General features: G+C 66.9%; 13 protein-coding genes. 7 read left to right on the forward strand and 6 right to left on the reverse strand.

Annotated elements, in window-relative coordinates:
* Window positions 1–7: 7 nt before the first annotated feature.
* The 5 genes from J2X06_RS01670 to rpsU all read right to left on the reverse strand — a co-directional run bounded on the left by J2X06_RS01670 (window position 8) and on the right by rpsU (window position 5,631).
* The gene (locus J2X06_RS01670; protein ID WP_310057411.1) at window positions 8–691 is read right to left on the reverse strand and encodes a GNAT family N-acetyltransferase; all 684 of its coding nucleotides are present in this window, start codon (window positions 689–691) and stop codon (window positions 8–10) included.
* A gap of 25 nt (window positions 692–716) precedes the next feature.
* Entirely contained in the window at window positions 717–2,714 is a 1,998-nt protein-coding gene (locus J2X06_RS01675) for a S9 family peptidase (protein ID WP_310057413.1), read from the reverse strand.
* Between the two features lie 244 nt (window positions 2,715–2,958).
* Entirely contained in the window at window positions 2,959–4,731 is a 1,773-nt protein-coding gene (gene dnaG / locus J2X06_RS01680) for a DNA primase (RefSeq protein WP_310057416.1), read from the reverse strand.
* Between the two features lie 72 nt (window positions 4,732–4,803).
* Window positions 4,804–5,250, reverse strand: coding sequence for a GatB/YqeY domain-containing protein (locus J2X06_RS01685; RefSeq protein WP_310057418.1), 447 nt, complete (start codon window positions 5,248–5,250; stop codon window positions 4,804–4,806).
* A 165-nt stretch (window positions 5,251–5,415) separates the two neighbouring features.
* Window positions 5,416–5,631, reverse strand: coding sequence for a 30S ribosomal protein S21 (rpsU, locus tag J2X06_RS01690; protein ID WP_031371286.1), 216 nt, complete (start codon window positions 5,629–5,631; stop codon window positions 5,416–5,418).
* Window positions 5,632–5,806: 175 nt separating this feature from the next.
* Between rpsU and tsaD the strand changes: the two genes are divergently transcribed.
* The 4 genes from tsaD (at window position 5,807) to J2X06_RS01710 (ending at window position 8,881) form a co-directional block, all read left to right on the forward strand.
* Window positions 5,807–6,832 (forward strand): tRNA (adenosine(37)-N6)-threonylcarbamoyltransferase complex transferase subunit TsaD, encoded by a 1,026-nt coding sequence (gene tsaD / locus J2X06_RS01695; protein ID WP_310057448.1) that lies wholly within the window; start codon window positions 5,807–5,809, stop codon window positions 6,830–6,832.
* A gap of 205 nt (window positions 6,833–7,037) precedes the next feature.
* Window positions 7,038–7,406 carry a dihydroneopterin aldolase gene (gene folB / locus J2X06_RS01700; RefSeq protein ID WP_310057451.1) on the forward strand — a complete coding sequence of 123 codons (369 nt, stop codon included), beginning with the start codon at window positions 7,038–7,040 and terminating at the stop codon, window positions 7,404–7,406.
* Window positions 7,407–7,428: 22 nt separating this feature from the next.
* Window positions 7,429–7,911 carry a 2-amino-4-hydroxy-6-hydroxymethyldihydropteridine diphosphokinase gene (folK, locus tag J2X06_RS01705; RefSeq protein WP_310057454.1) on the forward strand — a complete coding sequence of 161 codons (483 nt, stop codon included), beginning with the start codon at window positions 7,429–7,431 and terminating at the stop codon, window positions 7,909–7,911.
* Window positions 7,912–8,053: 142 nt separating this feature from the next.
* Complete coding sequence (locus J2X06_RS01710; protein WP_310057457.1) at window positions 8,054–8,881, forward strand: DUF6159 family protein; 828 nt, start codon at window positions 8,054–8,056, stop codon at window positions 8,879–8,881.
* Window positions 8,882–8,991: 110 nt separating this feature from the next.
* Here the strand turns inward: J2X06_RS01710 and J2X06_RS01715 are convergent, their stop codons facing one another.
* The gene (locus tag J2X06_RS01715) at window positions 8,992–9,738 is read right to left on the reverse strand and encodes a pteridine reductase (protein WP_310057460.1); all 747 of its coding nucleotides are present in this window, start codon (window positions 9,736–9,738) and stop codon (window positions 8,992–8,994) included.
* A gap of 127 nt (window positions 9,739–9,865) precedes the next feature.
* Here J2X06_RS01715 and J2X06_RS01720 point away from each other — a divergent pair, with 127 nt between their 5' ends.
* The 3 genes from J2X06_RS01720 (at window position 9,866) to J2X06_RS01730 (ending at window position 14,243) form a co-directional block, all read left to right on the forward strand.
* Entirely contained in the window at window positions 9,866–11,029 is a 1,164-nt protein-coding gene (locus J2X06_RS01720) for a class I SAM-dependent methyltransferase (RefSeq protein ID WP_310061152.1), read from the forward strand.
* Window positions 11,026–11,472: a VanZ family protein gene (locus tag J2X06_RS01725; RefSeq protein ID WP_310057463.1), complete on the forward strand. Its 447-nt coding sequence runs from the start codon at window positions 11,026–11,028 to the stop codon at window positions 11,470–11,472. Before J2X06_RS01720 ends, J2X06_RS01725 begins: the two co-directional genes overlap by 4 nt.
* 113 nt (window positions 11,473–11,585) lie before the next feature.
* The gene (locus tag J2X06_RS01730) at window positions 11,586–14,243 is read left to right on the forward strand and encodes a TonB-dependent receptor plug domain-containing protein (RefSeq protein ID WP_310057465.1); all 2,658 of its coding nucleotides are present in this window, start codon (window positions 11,586–11,588) and stop codon (window positions 14,241–14,243) included.
* Window positions 14,244–14,492 lie beyond the last annotated feature (249 nt).

Below are 14,492 nucleotides of genomic sequence, written 5' to 3' on the forward strand. Positions count from 1 at the left end.
GCGGCCGTCAGCCGCGATCGAGCGTGACCACCCGGACCACGGACTCGCGGTAATTGCGGAATCCCATCCGCTCGTACATGCCGCGAGCCGTGCTGTTGCGGCTCATGACATGCAGGAAGGGCGTCTCGCCCCGCTGCATCTCGCGGCGGATCAACCGGGTCATCAGCCGCCGCGCCAGCCCGCGGCCCTGGTAGTCCGGATGGGTGCACACGCCGCTGATCTCGCGCAACCCCGGTGCGCATGAGCGCTCGCCGGCCATGGCCATCAGGCGCGGGCCGTCGAAATAACCGAAATACTCGCCCAGCTCGATTGTTCGTGGCCCGAACGGGCCGGGATTGGTGAGGATCGCCAGCTCGACCGCCTGCGCCACGTGCGCCGGTCCGAGCGGCACAGCGTCCGACGCCTCGTCGACCTCGGGCATCGGCGCGTCCCAGATCATCTTGAACATCGTCGACTCGAGCGCGATGCGCCAACCGTCCGGCACGGGGCCGGACCAGCCGTCGCAATAGAAGCGCTCGCCAGGCTCGCAATACGGAGCGAGGGCATCGAAATCAGGCTGCCCGGGATTGGCGAAACCGACGATCGGCGAGAACCCCGGCGCATAGCGACGCGCCATGCCGGTGCCGACGGCGAAGTGCGCCTGCGGCCCGGAGAGGGCATGCCAGAAAATGTTGTCGAGTAGGTGCGTCATTTGGGAGGGGCTGGATACGGCCCGATCAGCGCGAATCGCCCAACAGATTCTGCTGCCAGAACAACATCGTCGCCGCCGAGAAATAATCGACGTTGGACTTCTTGCGGAAGCCGTGGCCCTCGTCGTTGTACAGCAGGTACCACACCGGCTGGCCGTTGCCGCGCACGGCTTTCACGATCTGCTCGGCTTCGGTGTACGGCACGCGCGGGTCGTTCTTGCCCTGGGCCACAAACAGCCTGGAGCGGATGCGGTCTGCATGGTTTAGCGGGGAGATCGCGTCGAACACCTGGGCCATCTCCGGCACGCGCTCGTCGCCGTACTCGGCGCGACGCAGGTCCTGGCGATAGACCTCGGTGTTCTTCAGGAAGGTGCCGAAGTGCGAGATGCCGACGATGTCGACACCGGCCTTGATGCGGTTGCTGTAGTGCATCAGCGACGCCAGCACCATGTAGCCGCCATAGCTGCCGCCATACACGCCGACGCGATGCGCATCCAGCTCTGGCTGCCGGCCGACCCAGTCGAGCAGGGCGCCGATGTCCTTGACCGAGTCCTCGCGCTTGTCGGCGTTGTCCAGGCCTAGGTAGGTCTTGCCGTAGCCGGAGGAGCCGCGCACGTTGGGCACCAGCATCGCCACGCCCAGTTCGTTGGCGAGGAACTGGGCGGTCGGGTTGAACGTCGGCAGCGACTGTCCTTCCGGACCGCCGTGGATGTTGATCACCACCGGCAGCTTCTTCCCGGTCGGCACGTTGGCCGGACGGTAGTAGAACGCCGGGATCATGCGCCTGCTTTTGCCGGTACCGTCGCCGTCGACCTGGTCGAAGGTCGGATAGTGCACCAGCGTCGGCGCGACGAACTTCGACGGGTCCAGCCCGCCGACTTCGCTCTGCGTCCAGCGCGTTAGCTTGGCGCTGCCCAGATCGATCACGTAGATGTCGCTGGGCGAGGTGGCCGAATTCATCGTCACCGCCAGGCGCTTGCCGTCCGGTGAGAAGCCGATGTTGACCACCAGGCCGACCGGCAGCGCCGGCAGCTTCACCGGCTTGTGCGAAGGCAGCGACAGCACGTGCAGTTGGTAGATGCCGTCCTCGTTGGTCGTGTAGGCCAGGTGCTTGCCGTCGTCGGCGATGTCGAGGTCTTCGACGTCCCACGGCGTGGATGCGGTCAATACCTCGAACTTGCCCGTGGCCGGGTTGTGGTAGCGCAGGGTGTGGAACTCCTGCGCTTTCCCGTCGATGGGCTCATCGGAGATGAAGTACACCGACTGGCCGTCCGGCGCGAAACGGAAGCCGTTGAACGAGGCCTTGCCGCCATCGATCGGGAACATCTCGAGCTTGCCGGTGGCGACATCGACAGAGCCCGGATAGGACTCGGCGGCCGAGACGTACTTCATCACCAGCATGCGCTCGCCGTCGGGCGAGAAGTCCATCGCGGTCCACTGGCCGCCTTCGGTGACCAGCGTGCGCGGCTTCTTGTCGGCGAAGTCCATCATCCAGATGTCGGTGTCCTTGCCGTTGCGAGCGGTGCTGCTCCAGGCGAAGCGCTTGCCGTCGTGCGAGAACAGCGGCGACTGATTGCGCGCCTTGCCGTCGGTGAGCAGCGTCGTACCGCGCGACTTCATGTCGAACCAGTGCAATTGCCAGAACTCGTTGCCGCCGACGTCCTTGCCGAACACGAATCCGTCCAGCTTCGACTCGACCGGCGGGGCCTCGATGGCAGCGAGCGGTTCCGGGTAGAACGTCAGTTGCTCGCGCATGCCCATCGGCTGGCAGACGCGGTGCGCCTGCGCGGTCTCGGCGAAGCGCGTGCTGATCAGCATGCAGTCGCCCTCGGTCCAACCGGCGAACGTGGCGCCGCGGGTGTTCTGGTAGCGGTTGAGCTGCTCGACCAGCGCCGGCGGAATGGCCGGGATGTTCTCGCTGACGCGGTTGCCGACTTCCTCGCGGACCACAGGTGGGGCGGCGACCGCGGCGGAAACGCCGGCCAGGGCAAGAGCGGAACACAGGGTGGCGTGACGCAAAGGCATGGAGGTCTCCCCACAATGATGGGGCGAGCTTAGCGTGTGCGTCGCGACGATGCCTTGGGCCGATTGGCATGGGATCGGGCCCCACTGTGTCCAGCAATCGGGAGCTGGATTGGGCTGAAGACGCCTGCCGGAAGAGCCCCATATCCGCCCCCGGATCAAAGCCGGGGCAGACTCTCTTCGGGCACCCTTTGGCAAGCTCAGGGCTGGCGTTCTCCCGCTTGCGGGAGAACGGAAAACAGCAAGGCTACTGCCGCCGACTCGTGCGCAGGCTCAGCAGTTCGCGCAGCTCATGCTTCTCCGCATCCTCCAGTTCGGACATGCGCCGCGACTGCAGCGCCTCGATCCGCTGCTGGATCGCCTGGGCTTCCAGCCGTGAGATCGCGTCGAGGAAGGTCTGCTGGCGCTTGCCTGCATCGTCCAGCACGCGCGAATCCAGCGGCGTGGCGGAGGTGGCTTCGACCGCGCGCGCCGTGGCCAGCTTGGTCAGCGCCGGCGCTTCGCTGCGATCGGCGAAGTGTTCGAGGATCAAACCGGTCGAGATCTCCGGGCGCTGGTGCACCAGCTCGATCAGTTCCACCAGCAGGCCGACGCCAGGCTGGTCGAGCGACGCGAAGTGCAGCGATGAGGGCAGCGCGGTGGCGACACCGGGCTGCTGCAGCAACACCGTGATCGCACTGCGCACCAGTGACGGCTTCGCTGCGGCCGTTGGCGCCGCCGTGCCCGCACGCGCGCGCTGGGCGGGCGTTTCCGGCGTGTTCGCGCGTGCGCCGACGCCGGTCAGTTCGGTCAGGCGCTGCTTCATCAGGTCGCCGAAGGCGCCGTCGGGAATCTGCGCCAGCAGCGGTTTGGCGCGTTCAGCCAGGCGGCCCTTGCCTTCGAGCGTGCCAAGGTTCACATCGACGGCCAGCGAGTCGAAGAAGAACTGCGACAGCGGCGTGGCCTGCTGCAGGCGCGCGTCGAAACCGGCGCGCCCCTCCGCGCGCACTAGCGAATCCGGATCCTCGCCTTCTGGCAGGAACAGGAAGAACGCCTGGCGCCCGTCCTTCATGCGCGGCAGCACCGATTCGACGGCCTTCCATGCCGCGCCGCGCCCGGCCCGGTCGCCGTCGAAGCAGAAAAACACGTCGGGCGCGTTGCGGAACAGCAGTTCGGCGTGGTCGGGTGTGGTCGCGGTGCCGAGCGTGGCGACGGCCGTGTCCACGCCGTGCTGGAACAGCGCGATCACGTCCATGTACCCCTCGACCACGATCAGCCGCGGGATCTTGTTGTGGGTCTGGCGCACCTGCCACAGGCCGTACAGCTCGCGGCCCTTGTGGAACAGTTCGGTCTCGGGCGAGTTGAGGTATTTCGGCCCGGCCTCCTTGTCGAGGACGCGGCCGCCGAACGCGATCGTGCGGCCGCGCCGGTCGAGGATCGGGAACATCACCCGGTCGCGGAACTTGTCGTAGACGTGGCCGCGCTCGTTCTTGGAAAACATGCCGCCGCGTTCGAGCAGTTTCATGCGGCGTGGGTCGGTGCCGAGCGCATCGCGCAGCGCATTGAAGCTGTCGGGCGCATAGCCAAGCGCGAAGCGCTCGCGCGTGTCGGCGTCGACACCGCGGCTGTCGAAGTAGCCCAGGGCGCGCCCATCCTGCGCCAGTTGTTTGCGGAAGAACTTCGAGGCCTCTTCCATTGCGGCGTACAGGTCGACGCTGTCGGGATTGGCGTTGCGCTGCAGCGTGTCGCGCGGGACTTCCATGCCCACGCGCTTGGCCAACTCCTCGACCGCATCGAGGAATTCGAGGCGGTCGTAGTTCATCAGGAAGCTGATCGCGGTGCCGTGCGCGCCACAACCGAAGCAGTGATAGAACTGCTTGGTCGGCGACACCGTGAAGCTGGGCGAGCGCTCGTCGTGGAACGGGCAGCGCGCCGAATACTCCTTGCCCTGGCGCTTGAGCGGCACGCGCGTGCCGATCACCTCGACCAGGTCGGAGCGTGCGAGCAGATCGTCGATGAAGGCGTCAGGGATGCGGGCCATCAGATAGCTAGGATGCCATGCGCGTAAATAAAAACGCCGCCCGCAGGCGGCGTTTTGTCGAGTGCCGGGCGGTCAGCCGGCCAAGCGCTGCTTGACCAGCGTCGACACCAGGCCCATGTCGGCCTGTCCGGCCAGCTTGGGCTTGAGCGAGCCCATCAGCTTGCCCATGTCGGCCGGGCCGGCGGCGCCCGTCTCGGCGATGGCGGCGTCGATCGCGGCGAGGATCTCGGCCTCGCCCATCTTGGCCGGCAGGTATCGCTCGATCACCACGATCTCATCCAGTTCGACCTGCGCCAGGTCGTCGCGACCGGCGGCCTGGTACTGGGTGACCGAGTCCTTGCGCTGCTTGACCATCTTGTCGAGCACGGCGATCACGGCGGTGTCGTCCAGCTCGATGCGCTCGTCGACTTCCCTTTGCTTGATCGCGGCATTCACCAGGCGGATGACGCCGAGGCTGTGCTTGTCGCCGCCCTTCATTGCGGCCTTCATGTCATCGGTGAGTCGCTGCTTGAGGCTCATCGGGCTGCTCCCTGGCTTGGCGGTCGCGCGGCGGTTAACGGCCCGTCGACGCGAGTGATTGCGGATGTCGAAAAACACAAAAAGCCGGCAGCGCATGGGCGCGGCCGGCTTGATGATGGCGTTCAGTAGCGAGTCCGCGCGATGCGCGGGACCCGCCGGACGCGATCAGTACAGGCGCTGACGCTTGGTCACGTCGCGCGAGGCGCGACGCGCCTGGCGCTTCACCGCTGCGGCGGCCTTGCGCTTGCGTTCCTGGGTCGGCTTCTCATAGAACTCGCGCTTGCGGGTCTCGGCCAGGACACCGGCCTTTTCGCAGGTGCGCTTGAAGCGACGCAGAGCAAACTCAAATGGCTCGTTTTCGCGGACTTTGACGCTGGGCATACGTAATCTCGTTTCGGTAACCGGCCCGGTCAGGCCGGGGAAGAGCCGCGCATTATAGCGATGGCCTGCTTGAAGGTGCAACATAGGGCCACATGAAAGGCGCAGGCCCCGCAAATAAAGCGTCGGGACCCTTTCAGGCACGCTTATTGTCCCCCATTGTGCGAACACACATCCCTTGAAAGTCCTTGGTATCGAAACCAGCTGCGATGAGACCGGCGTGGCCGTCTACGACACCGACGCCGGCCTGCTTGCGCATGCGCTCTACAGCCAGATCGCGCTGCACGCCGAATACGGCGGGGTGGTCCCGGAGCTGGCCAGCCGCGACCACGTACGCAAGCTGTTGCCGCTGGTCCGCCAGACCCTGGCCGAAGCCGGCCTGGACACGTCCGATCTCGACGGCGTGGCCTATACGGCCGGCCCCGGGCTGGTCGGGGCGTTGCTGGTGGGGGCGGGCGTGGCGCGGTCGATGGCCTGGGCCCTGGACGTCCCGGCGGTCGCCGTTCATCACATGGAAGGCCACCTGCTGGCGCCGCTGCTCGAGGATGACCCCGTTCGAGGCCGGCCCGAGCCGCCGTTCGTGGCGCTGCTGGTCTCCGGCGGTCACACCCAGCTGGTTCATGTGGAGGCCATCGGCCACTACCGCCTGCTCGGCGAAACCCTGGACGACGCTGCCGGCGAGGCCTTCGACAAGACCGCCAAGCTGATGGGACTGCCGTATCCGGGCGGCCCACAGTTGGCCGCGCTGGCTGAACAGGGGCGTCCGGGCATCTACAAGTTCTCCCGGCCGATGACGGACAGGCCGGGCCTGGATTTCAGCTTCAGCGGTCTCAAGACCCAGGTCCTGCTGGCCTGGCAGAACAGCGACCAGGCTGACCAGACCCGGGCCGATATCGCCCGTGGCTTCGAGGACGCCGTGGTGGAGACGCTGGCGATCAAGTGCCAGCGCGCGCTGGATGCGGCGGACTGCGACACGCTGGTGGTGGCCGGCGGTGTCGGTGCCAACAAGCGTCTGCGCGCCAGGCTCGACGAGTTGACGCACAAGCGCGGCGGCCGGGTCAGCTTCCCGCGACCGGCGTTCTGCACCGACAACGGCGCGATGATCGCCTTCGCTGGCGCGCTGCGGTTGCAGGCCGGCCAGCGCGAGGATGCAGCGGTGAAGGTCACGCCGCGGTGGGACATGGCGAGCCTGTTGCCGGTGTGAGCGATAAGAGGCCCTCTCCCGAGTGCGGGAGAGGGCTGGGGTAAGGGCAGGCTGCTGCGAGGCCAAAGTCCTCATCCGCCCTTGGACCCGCTCAGGGCAGGCCTTCTCCCGCAAGCCGGAGAGGGAAAGGCGAAGTCCGGAACAAAGGGGGGCGTAAAGTCTTTACGATTCCCCGCTCCTATTCCTGCGTCGATTCCCGCCTCCCATGGACCACGTCTTCATCGAAGGCCTCGAGATCGAGGCGCTGATCGGCATCTACGACTGGGAGCGGCGCATCCGGCAAACGCTGGTGTTCGACATCGAGATGGCCTTCGACAACCGCATCCCCGCTGCCAGCGACGCGATCGAGGACACGCTCAACTACAAGGCGGTCAGCCGCCGGATCGTCGACTACGTGTCGCAATCGGACTTCGGCCTGGTTGAGACGCTCGCCGAGCGTGTCGCCGCGATCATCCTCGATGAGTTCGCCGTGCGCAGCGTCCGGCTCAAGCTCAGCAAGCCGGGTGCGGTGCGCGGCGCGCGCGCGGTGGGCGTAACGATCGTGCGCACCGCGGCATCACCGCCGGCGCCCTGATCCACTGAGGTCCTCCGACGCCATGAGTCGCGCCTACCTCAGCCTGGGCAGCAACATCGACGCCATAAACCACCTGCGCATCGCCGCGTCGGCCTTGCGCGAGCGCTTCGGCGACGTCGTGATGTCGAAGGTCTACCGCACCCGCGCGGTCGGTTTTGACGGTCCGGATTTCCACAATGCCGCGGCGGTCATCGACACCGATCTCGATCCGCATGCGCTCAACGCCTGGCTGCACGCGCTCGAGGACGCCCATGGGCGCGACCGCAGCGGACCGCGCTACGGTGACCGCACGCTCGACATCGACATCGTGCTGTTCGACGACCGCGTGCTGGAAGGTCCGGGCAACCTGCGCATTCCGCGTGCCGAGCTCAAGCATGCGTTCGTGCTGCGGCCGTTGGCGGAGATCGCGCCGGACGTTGTCGTGCCGGGCACGGACCGCATGCTGGCGCAACTGTGGGAGGCGCATCCCGACCACGACGCCGAGCTCGAATCGGTCGAACTCTGATCGCGTTCGTCGGACGACGGGCGCATCGCAAGCCAATACTGGGACGGCGGTCGCGTCGGCGGCCGGTCTGACCGCTTGCTAGCGCACCGGCGTGACCCGACGATGCGCGTTGGCTACCGGGGATCGGCAAGGGGATAGCACGATGATCGAGAAGTTCTCGCGCAGTTGGGAGCTGGTCAAGGCGAGCGCCGCGGTATTGCGCTCGGACAAGGAGTTGATGCTGTTCCCGTTGATCTCCGGCGCCGCCACGCTGCTGGTGCTGGCCACTTTCCTGTCGACGGTCATCGGGTGGCGCGTGTTCGAGCACGGCTTTGGCGCGTCCGGCGTGGTGTGGATGTTCCTGTTCTACTTCTGCCAGTACGCCGTGATCATCTTCTTCAACAGCGCCCTGGTCGGCGCGGCGATGATCCGACTGCAAGGCGGCGATCCGACTTTGGCCGATGGTTTCGGCGCAGCCAAGGCGCGCCTGCCCGCGATCCTGGGTTACGCCGCGATCGCCGCGACGGTGGGCGTGGTGCTCAAGCGGTTGAAGGACGACGACCACTTCCTCGTGCGCCTGCTCGGCGGCGGCCTGGGAACCGCCTGGACGCTGGCGACGTTTCTGGTCGTGCCGGTGCTGGTCAGCCAGGAGGTGACGCCGGTCGAGGCGCTCAAGCGCAGCATGCGCCTGCTCAAGCGCACCTGGGGCGAGAATGCGATCGGCAATGTCGGCATGGGCATGGCGTTCGGCCTGATCTCGTTCGTGGTGATCGCGGTCGGCCTGCTGTTCGCCTACGTGGCCGCGCATTTCTCCATCGCGGCGGCGGTGGTGGTGGGGGCGTTGTTCGTCGGCGTGCTTCTGCTGCTGGGCGTGTATCAGGCCGCGTTGAGCGGCATCTATTCGGCGGCGTTGTATCGCTATGCCACCGAGCATGAGACGCCGCCGGGGTTCGAGGCGCTGCGGCTGGAGAGTGCGTTTGAGGCCAGATGATCGCCGTGCGAGCGGCACGCTTTCGTCATCCCAGCTCGCGCTGGGATGACGGGCCGGCAGCTTGCGCGTTTAATTGGCTGGCGAGTTGCTACATCCTGTTGCGCGCTGCATCACGCGTTGAGCAACCTCCCGCCATCCAGATGCAACACCTGCCCTGTGCTGTAGCGGGCATCGAGCAGCAGCCAGCGCACCGCTTCGGCCACTTCCTCCGGTGTGCCGGTGCGGCCGAGCGGCGTTCGCGCCAGCATCGCTTCCTGCGCCGCCGTATCGCCGCTGTCCTGCGGCCACAGGATCGCCCCGGGCGAGACCGCGTTGACGCGTACCTCCGGCCCCAGCTCCAGCGCCAGCGAGCGGGTCATCATCAGCAGTGCCGCCTTGGCCATGCAGTAGACAGCGTGCTGGCGCAGCGGGCGTTCGCCGTAGATGTCGGTGATGTTGACGATCGCACCGTGGCTCGCCTTCAAGTGCGGCATGGCGGCTTGCGCCAGGAAGAACGGGGCGCGTGCGTTGCTGGCGAGCACCTCCTCCCACAACGCCGGCGTGGTGCTGCCCAGCGGTGAGGTCGTGAACGTGGAGGCGTTGTTGACCAGCGCATCGAGCCGGCCGAAACGGCCGATGGTGTGCGCGATCAGTTCCGGCAGGCGATCAAATTCGGCCAGGTCGGCCTGCAGGCACAGCGTGCTGCCAGGACGCACTTTCTCAAGTTCCACCGCCAGCGCCTGGACGTCGTCGTGCGAGCGCCGATGGTGCAGCACCACGTCGTAGCCCGCACCGTGCAGGCCGCGCGCGATGGCCGCGCCGATGCGGCGTGCGGCGCCGGTGACCAGCACGACCGGGTGGGAGGAGGGGGCGGGCATAACGGGTCTCTCCGGGGCGTGCCGTATCCTGAGCGCCAGTGTCCCACGCACGTGCCGCATGTCCACCGACTCCCCTTCCCCCGATCCCCGTGCCCGAGACCGCCAGCGCGAGGCGCAGACGCTGCCCTTGCCCGACGCCGATGCGCTGGCCCACAGCGGGCAACTGCAGGCGCTGATACGCGCCCAGATCGCCGAGCACAACGGGGCGATCCCGTTCTCGCGCTTCATGGAACTGGCGCTGTATGCACCGGGGCTGGGCTACTACAGCGCCGGCGCGAGCAAATTCGGCGAGAGCGGCGATTTCATCACCGCTCCCGAACTCGGCCCGGTCTTCGCCGCGTGTGTCGCCGAGAGCATTGCGCCGGTGTTGCAGCAGGTCGGGCCGGGTGCACGCTTGCTGGAGATCGGCGGAGGCACCGGTGCGTTCGCCGAAGTCGCGCTCAAGCGACTGCTGGAACTCGATGCCCTGCCGGATCGCTACGCCATCCTCGAACCCAGCGCGCAGCTGCGCCAGCGCCAGCGCGAACGCCTGGAGCAGCGCCTGACACCGCCGCTGTTCGAACTGGTGGAATGGCTGGATGGTCCGTTCGACGACGACTGGGACGGCGTGCTGTTCGCCAACGAGGTCATCGACGCGCTGCCGACACCGCGCTTCGCCATCGACGCGGGCGAGGTGTACGAGGAGCATGTCGCCATCGAAGCCGATGCGCTGGTGCGCGCGCTGCGGCCGGCCGATGGTTTCCTGTCCAACGCCGTGCGCCATCTCGAACGCCAGCTCGGACGAAGCTTCGAGCACGGCTATCGCTCCGAGGTGCTGCCGCAACTCCCGTACTGGCTGCAAGCCGTGTCCGGCGGCATGCGCCGGGGCGCGATGCTGTTCGTCGATTACGGATATGCGCGTGGCGAGTACTACCTGCCCGAACGCAGCGACGGCACCCTGCGCGCGTACTACCGCCATCGCATGCATGGCGATCCATTGCTGTGGCCGGGCCTGCAGGACCTGACTTCGTCCGTGGACTTCACCGCGTTGGCCGAAGCCGGCGTCGGCGCGGGCTTCGATTTCGCTGGCTACTGTTCGCAGGCCAGCTTCCTGCTGGGCAACGGCCTGGCCGGCGTGCTCGAACGCATCGAGCGCATCGCCGACGAAGGCGAGCGCCTGCGCCGTACCCAGGAGGTCAAACGCCTGACGCTGCCCAGCGAGATGGGCGAGCGTTTCCAGGCGATGGGCTTCCAGAAGGACGTGGAGTTCGGCGCCGCGTTCCTGGCCGGCGACCTGAGTTTCCGGCTTTGACGCCGCGCGCGCTGGGGCTGCTTCGCGAATTCCGCTGGCCTTACCGGTGGCTGGCGCTGTGGGCGCTGATGCTGGCGACGGTGATCGCCACCTCGCTGCTGCCGGCGCGGGACCTCCCGCCGACGCCGTTCTCCGGCTTCGACAAGGTCGAGCACTTCCTCGCCTATGCGGTGCTGTCGGCCTACGCGGTGATGTTGTTCCCGCGCGTGCGCACGCAGGCGCTGGTGGCCGCAGGTCTGATCGCCCTGGGCGTCGGGCTGGAATTCGCCCAGGCCGCCCTGACCGATTCGCGCCAGGCCGATTCCGCCGACGCGCTGGCCAACGCGTTGGGCGCGCTGGCGGGTCTGCTGATCGGACCGACCCCGCTGGCGGACGGACTGCTCCGGCTGGAAGCCCGGCGCAGCGCCCGTGACAGCCATCACAAGGCCAAAAAACTGCCATGAGGCCGAATTAGGCAAAGGTTCCAACCGTATTGCGCAAAGGTTAATAGTTGGTTAAAGCTTGGGGCCGGGCTCGTCAGGGGGAGTCCGCCCACCCTGAGTTGAAAGGAACCAACATGCCTTTGATTACCCGGAGCCGCCTGGCGCTGGCCGTCGTCGCCGCGCTCAGTGCCAGTCTCGCAGCGCCCGCCTTCGCGCAGGACGCTACTCAAGCACCACCGCAACCCGCCGCCCCGGCCACGCCGGCAGCCGCCAAGACGCCGGTCGAACTCGACAGGCTGGTCGTCACGGGTACCCGCGTCCAGGGCCGTTCGCCGACTGAGACGATGTCGCCGGTCGATGTGTTCCGCCCGGCCGACCTGGAGAAGCAGGCCTCGGCCGACTTCACCGACCAGCTGGCCACGATCGCGCCGTCGTTCAACACCCAGCGCTTCCCGATCGCCGACGGTACCGCGTTCGTGCGCCCGGCCAACCTGCGCAACCTGCCGCCCGACCAGACGCTGGTGCTGATCAACGGCAAGCGCCGCCACCGCTCGGCGCTGGTCAACCTGCAGGTCGAACCGTTCGGCACCGTCAACCAGGGCTCGCAGGCGGTCGACTACAGCCTGATCCCGTCGGCCGCGATCCAGCGCGTGGAAGTGCTGCGTGACGGCTCCTCGGCGCAGTACGGCTCCGACGCCATCGCCGGCGTGATCAACGTCATGCTCAACGACTACTCCGAAGGCGTGCGCATCGACGGCCAGTACGGCTCGACCTACGAGGGCGACGGCGACAAGTGGCGCACGTCGATCAACTTCGGCGTGCCGCTGGCGGGCGACGGCTTCTTCAACATGACGGCCGAGTATTTCGAAAGCGACTTCACCTCGCGCGGCATCCCGCGCGCGGACGCCGCCGAGGTGGGCGCGTTCGTAGGCACCGACCTGGTGCCGTTCGAGGGCCTGGGCCAGCGCTGGGGCGATCCCAACGGCAAGGGCCTGCGCTCGTTCTTCAACGGCGAGATCCCGATCAACGAAAACATCAGCCTGTACGGCTTCGGCAGCTACGCCGACACCGAATACGACTCGAGCTTCTTCTACCGCACGCCGGTGGGCGTGCCGGGTGTCACGGCTCGCACCACGCTGCTCGTCGACAACGTCAACAACGCCACCGGTGCTTCCGGACCCGACGGGCTGCCCGATCCGGTCGCGCAGTCGATCATCGACGACATCCGCGCTCGCGGATTGAACCCGAACGACTTCGTGACCGCGAATGCGACCAGCCCGTCCGGCTTCGTCGCGCTCAATCCGATCTACCCGCAGTTCCCGGGCGGCTACACGCCCACCTTCGGTGCGGACGTGGAGGACTACGAGGCCGTGTTCGGCGCCAAGGGCGAGACCGGAGCCGGCCTGCGCTGGGACTTCAGCCTGCGCCAGGGCGAGAACAACATGGTCTACAACCTGATCAACTCGATCAATCCGAGCCTGGGCATCACCAGTCCGACCACCTTCAAGCCGGGCGATCTGACCCAGTTCGAGCGCGGCGCCAACGCCGACTTCACCTATCCGTGGGAGAACAGCTTCTTCGCCTCGCCGATCAACGTCGCCTTCGGCGCCGAATGGCGTGAGGAGGAGTACAAGATCAAGCCGGGCGATCCCGCCTCGTTCGAGAACGGCCCGACCGGCGTCCTGTTCGGCGTCGGATCGGACGGCTTCCAGGGCGACCCCCCGGAAGCGGCGGGCAATTTCAACCAGTACGCCACTGCGGCCTACGTGGACCTGGAAGCCGATGTCGTCGAGCGGTTGACCATGGGCCTGGCCGGACGCTATGAGGATTCGTCGGAGTTCGACAGCACCGCCGACTGGAAGCTGTCGTCGCGCTTCGAGGCGACCGAGACCCTCGCGCTCCGCGCCACGGTCAACACCGGTTTCCGCACGCCCACGCCGGGCCAGCTCAATACGCTCGACGTGACCACGACGGCCGATGCGTCCGGTGCGCTGGTGCCGCTGGGCACGTTCCCGGTCAACCACCCCGCCGCGATCGCGCTGGGCTCGCAGCCGCTGGATGCTGAGGAATCGTTCGCCTACTCCGCCGGCCTGGTCTGGCAGCCGACCGACAACTTCAGCCTCACCCTCGACTACTACAACATCGAGGTTGAGGACCGCATAGCCCTGCAGACCATCAACATCGAGCCGGGCTCGCCCGAGCAGCAGGCGCTGATCGATGCGGGCGTGCCGGGCGCGGCGTTGCTGGGTCAGGTGTCGTACTTCGTCAACGGCTTCGACAGCACGGTGCAGGGCGTCGACCTGGTGGCGGTGTACAACACCGATTTCGGCGCGTGGGGCACCGGCGTGTTCGACTTCCGCCACAGCTACAACGAGCAGGAAATCGACAGCGTCGCCGTGATCCCGGGAACGAACACGCCGGTGATCGATGCCGAACGCGTCGCCGACCTGGAGAACCAGTTGCCGGCCAACCGCAGCGTGATCACCTTCGACTGGCTCACGCCGTGGAACTTCAACGTGACCACGCGCGCGAACTACTACGACAGCTGGGAGGACTTCACCTTCGGCGAGAAGGGCACCTTCGGCTCGGAGTGGCTGTTCGACCTGGCGGTGACGGTCGACCTGTTCGAAGGCAAGGGCCACGTGACCGTCGGCGGCAACAACATCTTCGACAACTACCCGGACAAGGAAACCAACAGCACGCTCAACTTCCTGGGCGCGCAGTACCCGCTGTCCTCGCCGTTCGGCTTCAACGGCGGCGAGTGGTACGTGAAGCTGAGCTACGAGTTCTGATCGCGCGTTTCCCGCGCTTGTCATCAACGGGCGGCTTCGGCCGCCCGTTGTTTTTGCGCAACGATGTCGTTGGTATTCACAGGAACCGGGGCCATCGCGACACCGTTCGTCCTGAGCGTAAGCGCGTCAGCGCCGAAGTCGAAGGATGGACGGCCCGAGGAGTTGTATGGCCCCGCTCACCCTTCGACTTCGCTGCGCTACGCTCAGGGCGAGCGGGAAACAGGTGAGCGACAGACATGCCATCGCCGT

It is taken from the genome of Lysobacter niastensis, from assembly GCF_031457115.1.
GTDB lineage: Bacteria > Pseudomonadota > Gammaproteobacteria > Xanthomonadales > Xanthomonadaceae > Lysobacter_J > Lysobacter_J niastensis_A.